Source organism: Lysinibacillus sp. CD3-6, assembly GCF_006351725.2.
In the GTDB taxonomy this organism is placed as follows: domain Bacteria; phylum Bacillota; class Bacilli; order Bacillales_A; family Planococcaceae; genus Lysinibacillus.
Genome location: NZ_CP085880.1, coordinates 640918 through 660979 on the forward strand (window position 1 = coordinate 640918; position 20062 = coordinate 660979).

The window sequence follows — 20062 nt, forward strand, 5'->3', positions numbered from 1 at the left end:
CGCTACATACAGAAGCAGCAATTGAATGTTTAAAAATTGTGGGGGTGGAGGAAATTGAAATGGATCGATTATACATTTAATGAATTAGATTTGGAGCTTGTCTTTTTGATTCGAGATGAGTTAAAAAAAGTTTTAGGTGAGCAAGCGGATGAAGCGCTCATGACATCTGGTTTCCTCCATCGTTTACAGGAGGACCCGATCTATGTTCATCACTTTGACGAAGACTATTGGGTGAGCCATATTATAAAGCGATTTCAACAATCGATAGCAGGTTAGAAATAAACAAAGGTATAAAAAAGTGTTAGATTGACTGTCGTCATTCTAACGCTTTTTCGTTCTCTTTTAATGAAAAAATGACTGGCACGCTTAATGCACTTCTACTAATTTCTTTAAATAACTTCGAGGATAATGAAGAAGCTTCCTATAAAGAGTAGTGAAAATATACTGATGCCGATTGCGGTCAATCTGATGCCAAGTACCACCATTGCATTAATCGACAATCTATGACATGCTTAATAGAGAGAGAAAGTACTAGGAGAATGTTGTAGTGATAAAGGAATGGGATTTACTACGTGTGGTGGCATGTCTATCTATTTTACTATTGCATACATCATCGTGGGTTATTATGGAGGTTGGAGCAGAGCCTGAGCAACCGTTGTATTTGTTTTTGCGAATTGCACTTTGCTATGCAACACCGACGTTTATTGTGCTATCCATTTTAATATTGTCGAATCGTTATCGTGAGCGACTACCGATTAATTTTTGGTCGAGTCGCATTCAATATATTTTTGTACCTTTTTTAGTGTGGGCTTTTTTAGATGCGTTATTAGTTGAGTCAATTTACCAGAAGGGCATGCTATTGGATAAGTTTTATCACAATGTTATGTCTGGCGAGTTTGTAGGCTGGTTTGTCGTAGTCATTATGCAGCTGTATGTGGTAGTTGCGCTAATGAAGCGTTTTAAGTGGTCGATTGCTTGGTTTTTACCTATTAGTGCATTGATTACACTTGTGCATCATGCAATTATTTTATTGCCATATCCGATATTCGAGGACAATGTAATGGTTATACGCTTGCTGTTTACTGGCTGGCTCGGTTATTTTGCTGTAGCCTATGCGATTGGTGCTTATTATGAACAATTAGCCGCGCTAGCGAAAAAGTATCGCGGTGCGACCGTTGTGTTCGTCGTACTAGCTGCGCTGTTCTTATATATTCGTGTGCAACTTGGTTACACAGAGGTACATTCAAGACGGCTCGATTTAGTGCCACTTGTCATTAGTGTTGTCCTTTGTGTAATTGCTTGGGGGCAGTCAATACCGTCTACAAAAGTGGTCCATATGATAAGTCGATATGCGTTTATGATATACCTTATCCATTGGGAGGTTTTGCGCCTATCAACAAGCTGGTTCGTGGCGCATTTTGATAGCACACTGACGCGTGTTCCACTGCTCATGCTATGGACGCTGGTTGTTTGTATTGGACTGACAAAACTACTGTCATACTTGCCATTCAGTCAATGGATCGTCGGCAAACTAAAGAAACGGTAAAAGCAGTGATTTCTTGTAGTAGAAATCACTGCTTTTTTGTTTTGTAGGGAAGTGAAACGTCGGAAGCCCCGAGTAAATCGCCTGTAGTTCCGAGTGAATCGCAAAGAACCCTGCGTGAAACGCCACTAAACCCCGAACAAGCACTGAAACATTATTGAATTCGTAAAATCGGTTTAATTGCCTCGCCACTTTTTGATGCTAAAAATGCTTCATTGATTTGGTCAAAGTCATAGAACTTCACCAATTTATCGAATGGGAATTGGCCCGCTTTATAGTAGTCCACTAATTGAGGAATAAATACGTTTGGTACGGAATCACCTTCAATGACACCCATCATTGTTTTACCTTCAGCCATGATATCATTGTGCACATCGATAGTCATTTCTGGTGTTACACCAACGACTGCTGCAACGCCTAGGGGACGTAGCGCTTGTAGACATTGGCGAACTACTGGAGGGACGCCTGTTGTATCAACTGCGTATTTTGTTCCACCATTTGTTAATTGTTTAATTTCTTTTACAACCTCTACTTTTGAACCGTTAAATGTATGTGTTGCACCTAGCTCTTTTGCTAATTCTAAGCGTGAATCGTGTACATCGACAGCAATAATTGTTTTACAGCCTACAATTTTTGCAGCCATAATCGCACTTAAACCTACAGCGCCTGCACCATAAATTGCAATAGTTGAGCCGAACTCTGGTTTGATTTTATTTAAAACAGTACCTGCACCTGTTTGAATACCGCAGCCTAAAGGTCCGAGTAATGCTAAATCTACATCTTTATCTACTTTGACAACATTACGCTCATGCGAGATGGCAAAAGTACCGAATGAAGATTGACCGAAAAATGTTGAAAGTGGCTGGCCATCTTTAGATAAACGATGTGTGTAATCATCATGTGTACCGCCAAAGTTTAAATCATTGAATGTTTCACAAACTGTTGGGTGACCTGTTAAACAGTTATCACAATGTCCACAATGTGCAAATGAAAGGACAACGTGATCACCTTTTTCAAAACGCGTGACACCTTCACCGACTTCTTCGATAATTCCCGCTCCTTCATGTCCAAGAACAGCTGGTAGTGGGGCGATGGCTGCATCACGTGCCACAGCATCTGTATGACAAACACCTGTACTTACAATTTTCACTAGCACTTCATTCGCTTTCGGAGCTGCTAGTTCTACTTCTTTAATAATAAAATCCTGACCTTGTCCAGGTGTAACTGCTGCTTTAATTTTCATAAATACTCCTCCGTTTAGTACAGATTATTGAAATTCGCTATCATTGTAATCGTTTACAGAAATCGCTACAATATATTCAAATCTATATCTATATTCATTATGATTCATAAGGGGAGATACTATGCAGTTTTTACAGTTACAATACTTTTTAGCTGTGGCAAGGACGGAGCATATGTCTCAATCTGCACTTTCTTTAAATATTACTCAGTCATCATTAAGTAAAACGATTGCCAAATTAGAAAATGAATTAGGTGTCCCTTTATTCGATCGAGATGGGAAGAAAATTCGTTTGAATAGTTATGGAAAGTATTATGCGCAGGAAGTAGAGCGAGCATTAAATATTTTACAAGAAGCACATGAAGAAGTGCTAGAAATGGCTGATATAGAGGAAGATCGCGTATCCGTTAGTGTAATGAGCTCCACCATCCTACCGCCGATATTTAGGAGTTTCTATGATCGTAGACCGAATATTCGTATTCAACAATCCATCCTACCCGATTCAGTTGCAAAGGAACGTCTTATTAGTGGGGAAATTGAGCTGTGTGTTTCCAATACACCGATTACAGGAACGGATATTGAATGGCTACCTGTTTTAAAGGAACGATTAGATTTGATTGTTCCTAAAAATCATAGGCTTGCTCAATTCGATGAAATTGATTTACTTGAAGCGAAAAATGAACGTTTTATAGGATACAAATCTGGTTTAGAATCGATTAGCATGTTTGAGAAATGCTGTTTAGAAGCGGGGTTTACACCAAACATTGTCTTTGAAGGGACGGAAATGTCGATTGTTTTACAACTTGTAAATGAAGGACAAGGTATTACATTTTATCCGCAATACTCCTTTTTAGGTGAACAACTAGAAAATACTAAAATCATTCGCTTGAAAAATAGTCACTGTTATCAAATGGTAGGTTTCGCATGGTTAAAAAACAAAAAGTATTCGTATGTATCAAAGCAATTCCGTCAACATATGATTGAAGCTTTTATAGACATTCATAATAAAAATAATAGATAAGAAAAAGCCGAATATTTTATTCGGCTTTTTTTAATTTATATATTCGATAGAACATGGAGAATCGCCGATACCCTGGCAGAAATCGCCGATAGAACCCGGAGAATCGCCGATACCCTGGCAGAAACCGCCGATAGAACCCGGAGAATCGCCGATACCCCGGCAGAAATCGCCGATACCCCTGGCGCAAACTATAATCAAACTAATTTTTACTCAGGCATTAGTTTTAGATTGCGATCGTTATAGGCAAGGACAACATAGTCTGGTTGCATGCTTTGTAGGTAAGGAATGATTTCTTTATCCAAATAACGTAAGTCTAAAATGGTTAAAGTTTTAAAGTGACTTGCTACGTGAAATTGGATGGTGTTAAAGTATGAATCTTTAATAACGACGAGATGTTTGTCACTATCATAATTTTGATTAACAATCGTGAGTTCAGCAAAGTCACGGCTATAGGCTTCAGCGTAGTTTACGACTGCATCGGGACTCATTTGTTTGGCGCGACCGTACACTGCTTCGTATGGTGCAGTGACCCCATCGTCAATCGTACCGTCGTAAATAGTAAACTGTGTTGCGAAAGAGTCTGGCTCGTTATAGCAAATTTGTTCGTCATTATCGACGGTCATATACAGTATTTTATTCCATGAGCCAGCAAATTTATTTGGTAAACAAAATGTCTTGGCTTCATCGTATGGAATTGGAGCAATTGTTTCGCCAAGTCGTTCGCTTAGTGTATTGATTAGTGCCTCGTAGCCAGAGTATGCACCACGTATTGTCCAGTGATGGTCTGTTTTATAGAAGTTCCGCTCTGCAGAAAAGTCATCCTGCATTTCATCATATAGACGAATATTGTTTACACCAGCAGCTGTGACAAGTTCGTGCAGTTTGGTGTTGTTGGCTATACCCGCATCTTCAGGCATATAACTTGGACTTGGCTCACGTGAGTAGGTTGCCTTCGCTGGTAGTGAGTAAAATGTAAACGGAATATTTTTTTCGGCTAGCCCCTCGCTTAAATGTTTTAAATCGGAGGCAAAGGAAGCTAGCTCTTCTTCTGTTTTTGCTACGGCTGGTTTTGAAATGATCCAGCCGCTTTTATCATCTACTGCGTACTTATCATTTAAATAAGTTTTGCCTACAACACGCTGGAAGTTAACATAATTGCGCATCCATGTATCTCGTGCAGGAAATTGATCAGAAATATAAGATTCTACCTGTTTGGACCATGCTCCTGAGAAGATTTCCTGTGGACTTGGCGTAATATTGGCAGATGCTAATGGACGGTTTTCCATTTCTGATTGTGGACGATCCACTGTTAATACATGTACGACGAAGCCACCGAAAATGATGCAAAAAAATGTAATTGGTAAAAGAAACGTTTGTATTTTTCGCATGATGTCCCACCTAAAATCTAAAGTAAATGAATGGATTATGTGTTGCGTTCACTAAAAACATCGTAATAAATAACAACAGAGCGCCATAGTAAATTGTTTGCGTAATGCGTAGCCCCCAGTCAAATGATAGGGAAACGGTAGCTTTTTGCTCGCTCCAATTTTGATAAAGTTTATAAACAGGCATCGCAAATATAATGGCGATAACAAAGTAAATAGCATAATCTTTAGTCAATAAAATTGTTTCATAATTGTACAGCGCGGCGTCAGATAACCCAAATAACGCTTTGATAAATGCAAAGGCATATGTAAAGTCATTCGCTCTAAAGAAAACCCAGCCAATCATGACAATAATAAGAATATACATATGTCGTAATACACGTGGAATACGCGCTAACCATTTTAGCAGTACCCATTTTTCAAGGCAGATTAATATCCCATAGTAAAAGCCCCATGCCATAAAGGTCCAGCTTGCACCATGCCAAAAACCTGTTAGTGTCCAGACAACAAGTAAATTACGATATAACTTCCATTCATGGCTTACACGACTTCCACCAAGTGGGAAGTAGACATAATCTCTAAACCAACTGCTGAGTGAGATATGCCAGCGACGCCAGAAGTCTGTAACGGATTGTGCGATATACGGATAGTTAAAGTTCTCTTCAAATTTAAAGCCGAAAATACGTGCTAATCCAATTGCCATATCACTATAACCTGAGAAGTCGAAGTAAATTTGTAGGGAGTACGCTAAAATCCCAATCCAGGCAGTACCAGTTGTTAAGTCCCCACCAGATAAACTAAATACATGATCGGCTACTTCGCCCATTGGGTTTGCGATTAGCACTTTTTTCGCTAAACCTTGTACAAAGCGACGCGTCCCAATCATCCAATCTTCTGCTGTAGCAATACGTTTTTTTATTTGCTCAGCTACCGTTTGATAGCGAACGATAGGGCCTGCAACGAGCTGTGGAAATAAGGTAATGAAAAGTGATAAATCCAAAAAGTTGCGCTGAGCCTTTACGTCCTTGCGATAAACATCGATAACATAGCTAAGTGCTTGGAACGTGTAAAACGATATGCCGATTGGCAGTGGAACTGCCTGCCATTCAATAGGCTGTGCCAAATAATTGTTAAGAATGTCCACGAAAAAGCCAGCGTATTTGTAATAGCCTAAAATGGCTAAATTACTAACAATGACTAACCATAGAAGTGTTTTTCTCTTTGACTGTGAAACTGTATTTTCAATGATAATGCCGAGTACATAATTGAGCACGATAGACAGCATCATTAAAAGCACATATTTCGGTTCACCCCAAGCGTAAAAGAACAAGCTTGCCAACAATAAAATTGTATTGCGTAGCATCTTCGGAGAGATGAAGTACAAAACAATTACTAATGGCAAAAAAACATATAAAAAAATAAGACTACTAAATACCATTTCTGTCAAATCCCCATCTCTGTAAATGATAGAACTTAGCGAATAGTCGAGGTCGTTAATAGCGCAGCAACAATCGCCATTAACTTAAAGTGAAACGCCACAACACTCGAGTGAAACGCCACACCCCTGAAGCGAATCGTCAGACCACTGAGCAAATCACGACAAAACCCAGTCATACCGCTGATTGAAGTCCATTAATCCTTAATAGAATAAAGTCACTATCGCTAGATTCTGGTTTCCATAAAATATTAATCCAGTTTTCCAAGGGAATTAATGAATAAATTACCTATATTATTGTAACGTAAATTCATGATTTGTTCACTATTCCTTTAAGTGAGAAAATTGTCTTAGCTAAAAATATATGGAAGGGAAAAAGTCTCAATACCTATGGGTAAAATGGTATATTTTCCGCATAAAAGCAACACTTCTCTACTAATTACTGGATGGTAAAACACTATATAAAAAACTAAATTTTGTATGTGTAACCAATGAAGTATTACTGTTACCACATCTTTCATTCCAGATATTTCACATGGATATGTATGTTCTACTTCTCTTATAATAGAATCGTAGTCATAAAAGTGGCTAATTTATCTAGGAGGTTTTTAGACATGAAACAAAAATATAGCAAATGGGTTGTCGGCGCAGCATCAGCAGCTCTAGTAGCATCAGCAATCGTACCAGTAGCAAGCGCAGCAAGCTTTTCTGATATTGAAACAAGTGATCACAAGGACGCTATCTTAGCATTAGCGGAAGCTAAAATCGTAGGAGGTTACACTGACGGTACATTCAAACCGAACGCAGTGGTAACACGCGGTAACGTAGCAAAATTCTTAGGTAAATGGTTAATTTCTGAAGGATATGAAATTCCAGCTGATTACAAAACAGAAGCTCGTTTCACTGACCTTCCAACTTCAGCTCCAGACCAAGAATTACTACAATATGCAGCACTTGTTAAAGATGCAGGCGTATTCAAAGGTTCTAACAACAAATTAATGTACACAAACAACATGAACCGTGAACAAATGGCAGTAGTATTAGTACGTGCTATCAACACTGTTTACAATGTAGACTTAGTAGCAGATTACAAAGAATCTGACTTCAAATCTGCTATCACAGATTTAGACAAAGCTACAGCAACTGAAAACCGTGAAGCAATTATCGCTTTAGAATATGCTGGACTTACAAACGTTAAAGCGTTCAACCCTAAAAACTCTTTAACTCGTGGTCAATTCGCATCATTCTTACACCGTACAATCACAAACGTTGGTGAAGCTGCTTTAACTGTTAAAGAAGCTAAAGTTGTTGACGCAACTACATTAGAAGTAACTCTTTCTGATGACACTAAACACACTGTAAAATTAGAAACTCCACTTGAAGAAAACAAAGAAACTAAAGTAGAGTTCGAAATCGAAGGTAAAACTTATTCAGCTGTAGTTACATATGAAGTAACTGAAGTTAAATTAGAATCAGTAAAAGCAGTAAGCTCTAAATCAATCGAAGTAGCATTCAACAAAGCTGTTGATTTTACAGCAGCAGACTTCACAGTAAACAAAGGTACAGTGAAAGCTAACGTTGCTTCAGTTGCACTTTCTGAAGACAAAAAAACAGCTACAATCGAATTAACTTCTAAATTAACAGAAGGTGAGTACACAGTAACTGTAGCTCAAAAAGAAGCTGATGCATTAAAAGGCTCTGTAAAAGTAGAAAACGAAAAAGTAGCTAAACTTGACGTATTATCTGATGTTGCAGCATTCACTAGCACAGCTAAAACTGCAGCAACAGTTGGTGTGAAAGTTTCTAACCAATACGGTGAAGACATCACTAAATTAAACCACTCTGACGTAACTGTAACAGTTGCTGGTGCAGCTACTGCTGGTTCATTAAATGCTGATGGTACATTAAATCTTACTTTAGCTGCAGGTGCTAAAGAAGGCGATAACGTTATCATTACATTAGTACACGCTAAAACAGGCGTTACTGCTCAAGCAACAGTTAAATTATCAGCTGTAGCAGCAATTTCTGACATCACTTTCGGTGAACTTTACAATAAAGACGGTAAAACATTATCTCAAGATACTGACTTATCTAAAGATAAATTCTACTTACCAGTAACTACTAAAGACCAATATGGTAAAGAAGTTACAAACTTAACTACTATTAACAACGAAGTTTTATTAACAAACTCTAATCCAGGTGTTGTTACATTAAGCGCTGTTAAAACTGTAACAATCAATGGTAAAGAAGTGAACGTAGTAGAAGTAACAGGTACTAACCTTGCAGGTACTTCTAACCTTATCGCTGTTTCTAAAACAACTGGTAAAAGTGCAACTACTACTGTAGCTGTTTCTGAAGGTGTTAAACTTTCATCTGTATCAGTTTCTGCTCCAACAGAAGTATTATCTGCTAATAAGGATGCATTCTTCCCATTAACAGTTGTTGATACACAAGGTAAAGAAATTAAAACATTAAAAGAATTAGCTGCTGTTAAACAAGATACATTAACTGAATCAGCTGGTTACGATATCGTTGAAGTAACTGGTAAAACTGGTTTATTTGTAAAAGTTCCAGCTAACAAAGTAGAAGCTAACAAAGCTGTGACAGTTGTTGTGACAACTTTATCTGGTAAAGTGTCTACTCAAACAATCGTAGCGAAAGCTGAAGCAAAAGCAACTGTAATTACTGGTTTAAATTCTAAAGTAGCAACTGCTTTACGTGCAAAAGACGTTACAGGTGTAACAGTTAAAAACACTGACTTAGTAGTTGAAGACCAATACGGTCAAGTTATTACTGATACAACTGTATTAGGTGCTATTCAATTTGAAGCATCAGTTGAAGCTGGTTCTGCAAGTGATAAAGCATTCACTGTAACAAACACTGCTAACACTTCAGCTAACATCGTTGCTAAAGCTGGTACTACTGAAACTTCAGGTAAAGTAAGCTTCAAATTATTAGATGGTGCAACTCCAGTTGAATCAAGTGCATTAACAAAAACATTCTCTATCGTTTCTGATTCTCAATTTGCTTCTTACACTGTAGAAGATGTACCAACTATCTATGCTAACGCTGCTGACGGCAACAAAGTAGTAACTGCTTACGATAAAGCTATCGTAGTAAAAGCTAAAACAGCTTCAGGCGAAGTAGTAGAATTAAAAGAAGGTACTGATTTCACTGTAACTGGTAAACCAGCTGCTGGATCTGCAATTACATTTGCTGATAAAGAAACTACAGCTAAAAAGACTGTTACAATCACAATCAATGCTACTGGTGAAGAGTTAACAAAAGAATTAACATACTCTAACGTAGCTCCAAAAGTTGCTAAAGTACAAGTTGTTAAAGAAGGTACTGCAGCTGCTGCAGTAGCAGACGCAACTAAACTTGAAGAAGCAAAAGCTGTTGAATTTACTGCAACTTCTGCATTCAACTTAACTGAGTTAGCTAAATTAGTTGACTTCGTAGTAACTGACACTTATGGTGTTGCAGTAGCTGCTGATGAAACTGCTGGCGTAAAAGTAACTCTTGCTGATACAACTGTAGTAAATGCAGATACTTTAACTTTAACTAAAGTATCTGGTGAAGTTGAATTCGCTAACAACGGTACATTAACTGCTGCTGTTTCTAAATTCACTGCTGGTTCTGAATTTAACGCATTAGTTAAATTCGGTGGCGTTGCTGGAAACCTTGTAAAAGTAACTGCTACAACTACATTAAACTAATTGATTAAGTACGAATGTCTTAGCATTTAGCTATTAATGTAAAACTCTAGTCGAGAAATCGACTAGAGTTTTTTTGTGTTTAGATTACATAACTATAGAAGAATATGAAACTTTTACTATTACCTCCACGTATTATCAAGTATGATAGATAAAATGTATAGGGGGATGAGCGGATGAAGCGGAACAGTTTATTTCAAGGTGCGATCGTTGCAGCATTAGCAACAAGCGCCATTGTAGTAGTGCCAACAGCACAAGCAGCAGAAGGTTTTAGCGATGTTGATATGTCGAAAGAATATGGGGCTGCGGTAAAAGAATTAGCAGCAAGAGGAATTATTAATGGGTATGCAGATGGTACATTCAAGCCATATGCTGATGTAACACGTGGACAAGCTGCGAAAATTTTAGCTAATTTATTGGCGCTAGATACGCAAAACGTGATAAATCCGCAATTTACGGATGTTCAGGAAAGTGATGAATACTATGGCGCAATTGCTGCTTTAGCTAATGAAGGAATTACGACTGGCTTTGCGAACGGTAGCTATGGTGTTAATCAAGCGATTACACGTGAACAGTTGGCGAGTATGTTAACGGCGGCCTACCAATTAGCAAATATTGCAGAAGATTGGACACTTCCGTTTACAGATATTGTGAAATACTCTGATGCCTATTATGCAGTTGGACCTTTGTTTGAACACAACATTACAAAGGGGATTACAGCAACTACATTTGGTTTAAAAGAAACAGTGAAGCGTTCTCAATTTGCCTTATTTATTCAACGCATAGAGGCGATGCAAGCGAACCGTGTTTTACAGAAATTTTCTGCAAGCGAACTTGGTGCAAGTCAACTTGATGCTTACTCTTATGATAATGTTGCGACGGATGGTGAGCATGAATTTTTCAACATTCATCAAACAACAAATGGCATAACAGTGGAGGCACTTCGAGAGGGCTCGGGCTACTTCATGTTAATAGGCTACAATATAGATAAGGAAGAAAACTATGAAGTCGTCGAAACGCAAAAATATAAGGTTGTTGTTACGGAAGTAGACGGTAAGCTCCAGCTCAATTGCCAGCAAACGGATGAAATAACACCTGGCGTAGCACTGCTTTTTGAGGAGGAGTTAGGATTTGATCCTGCTCATATCAAGCTGACAACTGCAAACGGTTATGAGGTAAGCGATAAAGTCTTTGTCTATCAACCTTACAATTTTGAAGGTTGGGAGGAAGATAGCATTCCAAAAGGCGGCAATTACGAGTTGAAGCTATTGCAGGCAGGGGATTATATAGCAACATTGTCTGATGGCAAAGGTCAATCTGTGCGTGTTGGCATTCGCGCTGAAACGGATGGTTTTGATATGTATACTTCAGCAGCTGTTGAAATAAGTAGCGAATTCATTCCAACAAGTGAAATAGGCTTTACCGTTAAGGATGTTAGCATTGAGCAATATACAGGAGCCACGATTGATCACAAAATTGTTGATGTTGAACATTCAGCAGATGGTGTAACAATTAAACGTGTAGGCAAAGGAGATGCTCTATTTGCCATTCGCCTAAACGGTACAAACGGTGAAAAACTTTATGTACATGGCATGATGTATGAAATAAGCGGTGTAACATCTATGTATTACGAGCTAGCAACGCAACAAGATATGGAAAATTCATGGTGAACCGCCGATAAACTGCTGGAAATCGCCGATAGAACAACTGGAACCGCCGATAAACTGAGGTGAATAGCCGATAGAACCTTAAGAATAGCCGATAGAACCTCAAAAATCGCCGATACCCCTAGTTAAATGAAGCTCTCTTGTATGATGAAAAGTCAATTGTCGTTGACTTTTGCATCATGCAAGAGGGCTTTTTGATTACAAGCTCTGTAACAAAACAAGTGAAATATGAATATTGATATAACTATGACCAATTGTTGTGAATTCACCTCTATCAAAATACATTTTTCCAAAGCATTTAATGAAGGAGGATTACATGAAACCTCATATTTTAATTGCCAGCCCTGTGCGACAAAACCCTTATATTTTGGCATATTTCTTAACTTCCCTGCAATCGTTAAATCAAGATGAACTTGTAGTGGATTTTTTATTTATAGATGATAATGACGATAAACAATCAACAGAACTTTTAGCGTCATTTCAATCGGAAAATGAGCGTGTGAAAATTATTAAATATGATCAGCAAAATGACATTTATATGAAAGATGAAAAAACACATTATTGGACAGATTCACTAATTGAAAAAGTAGCAAAAATGAAAGACGCTATTATAGAGCATGCAATTCAATTCCAGTATGATGGGTTATTCCTTATAGATTCAGATTTAATGTTGTATCCGAATACACTACAAAATTTATGGCATGAACAAAAGGATATCATTTCAAATATTTTTTGGACCAAATGGCAAAAGGATGTTGAAGCATTACCGCAAGTGTGGATGATGGATGAATACACATTATATGAAATAAAAAATGGAGAAAAATTGGAACCGATAGAAATAGCAAATCGAACTGCAGCGTTCATAACGAAATTAAAAGTACCAGGCGTATATGAAGTAGGTGGATTGGGTGCGTGCACATTAATAAGTAGAAAAGCACTTTTAAAAGGTGTTCGTTTTAAACAGATGAACAATTTATCATTTTGGGGTGAAGATCGACATTTTTGCATAAGAGCTGCTGCATTAGATTTACAGCTTTTTGTGGATACTCGTCTTCCTGCATTCCATATTTATAGAGAATCCGAATTACTTGGTGCACAAAAATTTAAAAATGAAGTCCTCACGGAGAAAAAGGACAAAGCAACAGTTAGCTTATGTATGATAGTCAAAAATGAAGAACAAGTTTTAGCACGCTGTTTATCTTCCGTTCAAGAACTTGTTGATGAAATTATTATTGTAGACACAGGTTCCTCAGATAGAACAAAAGATATTGCGGGGCAATTCACTAATCATATTTATGATTTTGCCTGGGAAGATGACTTTTCAAAAGCGCGTAATTATTCATTTAGTAAAGCAACAAAAGACTATATTTTATGGTTAGATGCAGATGATATTTTACAGGAAAGCGAAAGACAACGTTTTTTGAGCTTAACAAAAGAGCTCAGCTCTAAAGAAGTAGACAGTGTCATGATGGACTATCACTTAGCATTCGATCAGAATGGAGAGCCAACATATAGCCTAAAAAGAAACAGACTAGTAAAACGTTCATGCAATTTTACTTGGGTTGGTGCAGTCCATGAATACTTAGCTGTTCACGGCAATATAATACAACGCAATATTGCGATTATGCATCGTAAAGAGAAGCCATATACAGATAGAAATATAAAAATATATAAACAAAGAGAAGTGTTAGGAAAGGAATTTTCGGCTCGTGATTTATTTTACTATGGGAATGAATTAAAGGACCATGCCATGTATGAAGAAGCGATCGAAAAATATAAACAATTTTTATTAACAAAACAAGGATGGATAGAAGATGAGATAGCAGCTTGCTTGCACATAGCGGACTGTTATGAAATCCTGTATGATCCTGATAAACAATTGCAATTTTTATTTAAAACATTGGCATATTGTATGCCTCGTCCAGAAGGTTGTTGTCGCTTAGGTGCAAGATTTTTAGTAGATGAACAATATGAACAAGCCATCTATTGGTATGAGCAAGCAATAAACGTGAAAAAACAACCTAAACAAGGAAATTTAATCAACCATGCTGCTTGGACTTGGTTACCGTATGTTCAATTAGCACTTTGTTATGAGCGATTAGGAAACAATCAAAAAGCTAAAGAATATCACGAACTAGCAACAAATTACCGAGGCACATAATTGTTTGAAAATTGTTTGAGTGCCTGGCACTAAAAAAGGTATCAAGAATGATTCTTGATACCTTTTTTGTTCTTAATTAAGTTTTAGAAAATAATATATTTGACGTAGTCTTTCCAGCCAATTTCTTTAAAGTGTTGCCATTCTATTTTTTTAACAGGCATTGAACAGAAGGAGCGTGCTAAAATATTGCGCTGTTCATTAGCTAGAATCGGTGTGCCTTCATCGAAATAGCTTGTGAAAATCGTTGAATTGGCAGTTGAAAAATCAACGTCAATATCTTCAAGACGGATTTTTCCGTTTTCATCGATAATATATACGCGCTTAGCACCTTTTGCTTTTTTGACCCAAGAAGACTTCACTTTATAAGCATCGAGCGCTTCGTTAACAACAATTGAAGCTTGGCCGACTGTAGAAAATGGAATATTTTCTAACATATCGTCCTGCTGTAATGTTACTTCATAATTTGTTGGTTTCGGCAATTTTGCCGATTTCGCTAATTCTTTTGCCCATGTAGAGTCATGATTTGTTGCAATCATTTGCTTTTCAAGTACAACACCAGATAATTCACCTTTAAAATGTTGTAAATCAAAATTAACCGTTTGTCCCGCTAATACTTTTTGCCATTCATCTTCAGATAAATAAGCGAGCATTGATTTTTCTGTTGAATATACTTCAAAGGTCACCGTACCAGCTTCTTCTATAATGTTGGCAATAACGCCATCTACTGGGCTTATCACGCCTTGACGTGCTTGAATTTGTGCAATTTGTGCATCCATTACGGCAATTTGACGCGTCGCTTCTGCGATGTGACGATTTAAAATCGCAACAGCTGTTGATGGTGAATTTTGTTGGCCTAACTCTAATTTAACTGTGACATTTAATTTATCACTAATTTGGTCTGTATTGATTGAACTTTTCGGATTTGATTTGTCTCCGAATTCAGATTCTACTTGTGATAAAGCAGACTCTAAATCGCTTAATTCTGTTTCATATGCATCCCGTTCAGCCTCTAGCTTCGTTAATTCATCGTCAACTTCTTCTGTTTTATAAGTAGCTAGAAGATCCGTTGCTTTGATGTCCTGCCCACGCTTTACGTTTACTGCTGATAAAGTTTTGGCATCTGCAGAAATTGTATACGTTTCAGCGGGCGCAACAATCGTATCCTTTTTCACCGTTTCAACTCGGTCACCAATAGTAGCTCGTTGAAATTCATCTACAAAATACGAACGGGCAACTTTACTATTATCCTTGAAAACGAAGAAGGCATTCACGCCGACTAATAGCGCTATAACAATGATACTCAGGCTTGTCCAAGGTCTGGATTTTATAAAACGCATCATCCTAACCCCCTTGTAATCCATTCTTGTAGTGGTAACACGCTAATCATTCCAACAAAAACAGCCATTATTACTTGGAGTACGATAATTTTTGCTAATAATGCTTTACGGTCTGTTGCTTCCTCCCATTTTGAAAGAAACGTAAATTGTATAATAATCGTCAGCACAGTTGTCACCGTTAACTGATTAATAGTGAATAACACAACATCTTTATCTAATACTTGCTGTACAACAGGGGCAAGTGAAAAGAAGGAGAACGTTGTAGAGTAACCAACTGCATAGAACACTGCAAATAAAATGGCCTTTTCGATAAGCAAAAATGCCACCACATATAACTGTACTTTTTGAATCCATTTGTAAGGAATGTCCGTTAATAGATGTAATATATATGTAACGCCATAATAGTGGAAGCAAAAATAAATGATTCCCCAAACAATTGCTCCGACCATTGATAGCAAACGGGCAGTATAGTATTCATCCTGGTGATTTATTGCAAATAATGATGTTAAGCTTTCAGTGCCCATTCCCCAAAACTCGCGTATCACAAAAAGGAGCAAAAAGAGGATGAAAACCGTAAATGATCGTTTTTTATAGCCCCTTATTTCTCCTGACTCAATAGCCTGTGTAAAGTTCGTGGGGTGCGTTAAGCTATGCCAAAACTTGTAGTGATAAAACATATCTAGCTCCCTTTCTAGTAAATTAAATATTAAAGATGTAGTATACACCTAGTTACTGGTAAATGACATAGTATAAATGCTAGTTTTTTTCAGGAATTTTCTCGATATGGTGGGACTTTAATTCGGCTCAATTCCTTATACCCGATGCGGGATAAATGCGTCTAATCCAATTATATAGTATCCTAACAATAACTTCCTTTAAAAAGTCTATTCTATCTAAAAATAGCAATTATCTGTAAGTTAGTAAAGGAAGTACGTGAGTTTACTAGATTAGCTTGAAATCAAGTGATGCATACCGATACTTAATATAGTAGATTCGCAATAAATAAATCATACATATCTATGTTCCTATATAACGTAATAAGAAAGGATGAGCAAGTTGAATAAACCATTAAAAGTGGGTGTCCTAACAAGTCTGTTATTAACACCAACTGCACTTGCCAATGCGCAAGAAGCACAACCGCAAACAGTATCACAATCTGAGCAAGTAGCTTATGTAAATACCGTAGCAGCAACGGATACAAGAAGTAAAACGATTGAACAATTCGGTAAGCTTTCAGAAACATCATCAGCCAATGACATGGTCATTGCAGACGGAGACGTAAAAGTTTTAAGCACGACTGATTTCAATGAAAATGAACGAGCATTTATTGAAGCAAAGTATGATTATGTAGTTGCACAACGAAAGTTCGTTAAGGAATTAACTGATATTGGTAAAAGCATCAATGCATTGTCGTATACAAGTAAAACATTTGTAGCGGATGTTGCAAAAGTTCAAGAAGTCTATGACAAATTTTTAATACCCTATCTTACTGTTCAAGAAACTTTCAATGACGCTGTTAATACAGCATTAGCAGCCGAGGATGCTAAGGGCATTGTATCAGCTGTTCGAGGGACATCTTTGCAATACGGCTACGACGAAGCTGAACGTAACAATTATTTTAAAAAGAGCGGAGCAGATATCGCAAAGCTAGCAAAATTAAACGCTGATGCAACTGCAGCGAAAATAACAACTGACCAATTAGATGCTTTTGTTCGTGTACTAGAAAATACGTCATCAACTTCTACTCAAATCGCTGAAGCAGCCAATGAAGTAACGACAAGCTACAGTACACTGACAACAGACCAAAAGAAAATTATTACAGCCTATAATCCGAATACTACGTCAGTGACGCCATATAAAAAATATACAGATGTATTAGCTAACTTATCTTCCGCAGATAAAATAGTTGCAAGTATTACACAACTAATCGCAAAAAAACCAGAAGACTTCCCAACGGCTGCAAGCTTTATTAGTGCTGTAACGGCCATTGAAACAGCTTATAACAATTTAAAGGATGCAGATACAAAACGTTTAGTTTCGAATTACAATGACTTACTGCCATATCAAGCTGCAGTTAATGTTTCCAAACAAATTACTGCATTACGTATTTCCAATACTGATGCGTATCGTACTGCAGTAACGGCGGCAAAGGCGGAATACGATCAGTTAACTAAAAAAGATTTCGTGAAAAATGCGAGTGATTTACAATTAGCTGAAGCGAATATTGCAGCAGCAAAAGAAATTGAAAAACTTATTTCTGGCATTGCGACAGCTCCAGATGTCATTACTAAAATCGAAGAAGCGCGAGCTGCCTACAACACACCTGTAGCACCAGATGGTCAAAAAATCGACGCAGCAAGTGTGAAAAAAATCGTTAACAATTTGGCAGAGCTAACAAGCTGGGAAAGTTCAAATAAGACAGTGTTAAATGTCATCACCCTTGTTGAAAAACTAGATCCAGCAGCAAAGGATTATACAAAAAAAGCAAAGGCAGCTCACACAGCTTACTTAAAATTAGATACAGCAAAGCGTGAGTTCGTAAAAAGCTATAAAGATAGTAAATTAAAAGACCAAGTAGATGCAATGAGTCTCATCGATCCTATTTTGGCTTTAAATACTTCGCGCAAAGATTACAAAGAAACTGTTTCTTCTTTGAAAGCAGAATATAATAAACTATCGCCTGAAGCGCAAAAATTAGTGACGAACTATCCAGCTCTTTTAACTGCGGAAAGCTATATCACTACAGCTCAGCAGTTTGACGATAAAGTGATTGCATTGGCAAATGAATCAGATGCAACATTCGTTGCAAAAGTAGTGGAGTTGTCTGCAGAATATAAAGCAATGGACAAAAATGCGAAAAAATTAGTGACGCAATATAAAACATTAACGACGTACGAGAAAAATAACGCTAATGTTGTGAAAGTGATTAATTTAATCGCTGCTCTAAATCCAACGAACAAAGATTATACGAAAAAGGTAATCGCAGCTCGTAAAGCCTTTAATGCCTTAGATACAGCATCTCAAAAGCGTGTAACAAACTATGAACAGTTAACATCTGTAGAAGATGTGGCATCTTTAATTGGCTTAATTGAAACGTTGAAGCCAACGAGCAAGACATTTTTAAACGATTTAAAAACTGCTCGTGCAAACTACGATGCATTACCTCAAGACAAACAGCAAGCAATCATTAACTATGAAAAGCTTGTAACAGCAGAAGCAGAGCTAACATCTGCAAGTACAGTTATCGCTTTAATAGATGCGGCAGTTCCTGGAGAGGAAAATTATTTAACAAAATTAATGAATGCACGTGTTGCTTATGACAAACTATCAACAGGGCAAAAAAAGCTTGTCTCTAATGTAAAGTTATTAACGGATCGTGAAAAACAAGTAAAACCAATTTTAAATGTCATGGTGCAAATCGATAACTTAGACCCAAGCTCAAATAACTTTGTAAGTAAAGTGAATGCTGCGCAAAAAGCGTATGAAAAATTGACTAAAGACCAAAAGGCGTATGTGAGCAACATGGCGACGCTACAAAGCTATGAACCGTTAGCAAAGGTTATTGAATTAATTGGTAAGCTAAAATCATCGAGTAAAACATTCCATACGGATACTGTACAAGCACGTGCATTATATGATGCGCTAAGTAAGGACATGCAGCAGTATGTTACAAACTATAAGCAGTTACAAGCTGCTGAAACAAGTATTTTAGGTGCTGGAAATGTGCAACGAATGATTGAGGAATTGCCATATATTGAGCCACATCAATATGTAAAACGTATTGAGGAAATTCGTGCAGCCTATAATGCATTACCAAAAGATCAGCAAATGGCAGTCGAAAATTATAAAACATTACAAGACCAGGAAAAAATTATTAAGCCTGTTATTAGTGTAATCAATGAAATTGATAAGCTGATGACATCGAAAAATATGGATAGTCAATATCAAAAGATTTTAAAAGCATATGATAATTTAAACGCCACACAACGCAAATACGTTTATAATGAGCAGTTGCTTCTGTCATTAGATAATGTCATTAAAGTGTACAAAAGTATTGCGGCTTTAAAACCAAGCGATAAAATGTACTTTGGTATGATTGAGTCCGTACGTAAAGATTACGATAGTTTAAATACAACAGATAAACAAAGAGTATCAAATTATTCAATTTTACTAGAAGCAGAGAAAAACATGAGTGAAGTGAAAAAGGTTGTGGAGCTTATCGCAAGCCTTTCTCCAACATCAAGTACGTATATTCAAGATGTAGCGAACGCAGTAGCCGCGTATAAAGCACTAGACTCAAAAGTAAGAGGACAAGTTATCAACTACGATAAGTTGAAAATTGCTGAAAAAGATATAGCTGCTGTTCTAAAAGTCGTGGATGCTATTGCTGAATTAGATCCAGATGCAAAAACATTTGAAAAGAAAGTCATTGCTGCACAAAAACTTTATAGTTCACTATCACTTGAACAACAAGATTTAGTTTATAACTACCGTATTTTACAAGAGCATATAAAAGAATTAGGGCTGTAATAGAGAATGAAAAGAGGGTATGCCCTC

At 37.2% G+C, this 20062-nt stretch carries 12 protein-coding genes; 7 read left to right on the top strand and 5 right to left on the bottom strand.

The window, feature by feature from the left end:
• The first annotated feature begins 54 nt into the window (after positions 1-54).
• Positions 55-276 (top strand): hypothetical protein, encoded by a 222-nt coding sequence (locus FH508_RS02920; protein WP_173479733.1) that lies wholly within the window; start codon positions 55-57, stop codon positions 274-276.
• Positions 277-547: 271 nt separating this feature from the next.
• On the top strand, positions 548-1546 hold the full coding sequence (locus tag FH508_RS02925; protein ID WP_173479732.1) for an acyltransferase family protein: 999 nt from the start codon (positions 548-550) through the stop codon (positions 1544-1546).
• A 151-nt stretch (positions 1547-1697) separates the two neighbouring features.
• Here FH508_RS02925 and FH508_RS02930 read toward each other — a convergent pair whose 3' ends face one another.
• Positions 1698-2786 carry an NAD(P)-dependent alcohol dehydrogenase gene (locus tag FH508_RS02930; RefSeq protein ID WP_173479731.1) on the bottom strand — a complete coding sequence of 363 codons (1089 nt, stop codon included), beginning with the start codon at positions 2784-2786 and terminating at the stop codon, positions 1698-1700.
• A 121-nt stretch (positions 2787-2907) separates the two neighbouring features.
• Between FH508_RS02930 and FH508_RS02935 the strand changes: the two genes are divergently transcribed.
• A complete protein-coding gene (locus FH508_RS02935) occupies positions 2908-3804 on the top strand; it encodes a LysR family transcriptional regulator (protein WP_173479730.1) in 897 nt (298 codons plus the stop codon).
• Positions 3805-4010: 206 nt separating this feature from the next.
• Here the strand turns inward: FH508_RS02935 and FH508_RS02940 are convergent, their stop codons facing one another.
• Together FH508_RS02940 and FH508_RS02945 are read right to left on the bottom strand one after the other, a co-directional pair.
• The gene (locus FH508_RS02940; RefSeq protein ID WP_173479729.1) at positions 4011-5192 is read right to left on the bottom strand and encodes an alginate O-acetyltransferase AlgX-related protein; all 1182 of its coding nucleotides are present in this window, start codon (positions 5190-5192) and stop codon (positions 4011-4013) included.
• A 10-nt stretch (positions 5193-5202) separates the two neighbouring features.
• Positions 5203-6627, bottom strand: coding sequence for an MBOAT family O-acyltransferase (locus tag FH508_RS02945; RefSeq protein ID WP_173479728.1), 1425 nt, complete (start codon positions 6625-6627; stop codon positions 5203-5205).
• 611 nt (positions 6628-7238) lie between these two features.
• Between FH508_RS02945 and FH508_RS02950 the strand changes: the two genes are divergently transcribed.
• The 3 genes from FH508_RS02950 (at position 7239) to FH508_RS02960 (ending at position 14168) form a co-directional block, all read left to right on the top strand.
• Positions 7239-10343, top strand: a complete 3105-nt coding sequence (locus tag FH508_RS02950; protein WP_173479727.1) for an S-layer homology domain-containing protein — start codon at positions 7239-7241, stop codon at positions 10341-10343.
• Positions 10344-10516: 173 nt separating this feature from the next.
• A complete protein-coding gene (locus tag FH508_RS02955) occupies positions 10517-12010 on the top strand; it encodes an S-layer homology domain-containing protein (RefSeq protein WP_173479726.1) in 1494 nt (497 codons plus the stop codon).
• Positions 12011-12323: 313 nt separating this feature from the next.
• Positions 12324-14168 (top strand): glycosyltransferase family 2 protein, encoded by a 1845-nt coding sequence (locus FH508_RS02960; RefSeq protein WP_173479725.1) that lies wholly within the window; start codon positions 12324-12326, stop codon positions 14166-14168.
• Between the two features lie 83 nt (positions 14169-14251).
• On the opposite strand, the gene FH508_RS02965 is transcribed toward FH508_RS02960, so the two are convergent.
• Positions 14252-15508 (bottom strand): efflux RND transporter periplasmic adaptor subunit, encoded by a 1257-nt coding sequence (locus tag FH508_RS02965; protein ID WP_173479724.1) that lies wholly within the window; start codon positions 15506-15508, stop codon positions 14252-14254.
• Complete coding sequence (locus tag FH508_RS02970; RefSeq protein ID WP_228134364.1) at positions 15505-16029, bottom strand: hypothetical protein; 525 nt, start codon at positions 16027-16029, stop codon at positions 15505-15507. The genes FH508_RS02965 and FH508_RS02970 overlap by 4 nt, the downstream gene beginning before the upstream one ends.
• 532 nt (positions 16030-16561) lie before the next feature.
• Between FH508_RS02970 and FH508_RS02975 the strand changes: the two genes are divergently transcribed.
• The gene (locus FH508_RS02975; RefSeq protein ID WP_173479722.1) at positions 16562-20035 is read left to right on the top strand and encodes a hypothetical protein; all 3474 of its coding nucleotides are present in this window, start codon (positions 16562-16564) and stop codon (positions 20033-20035) included.
• Positions 20036-20062 lie beyond the last annotated feature (27 nt).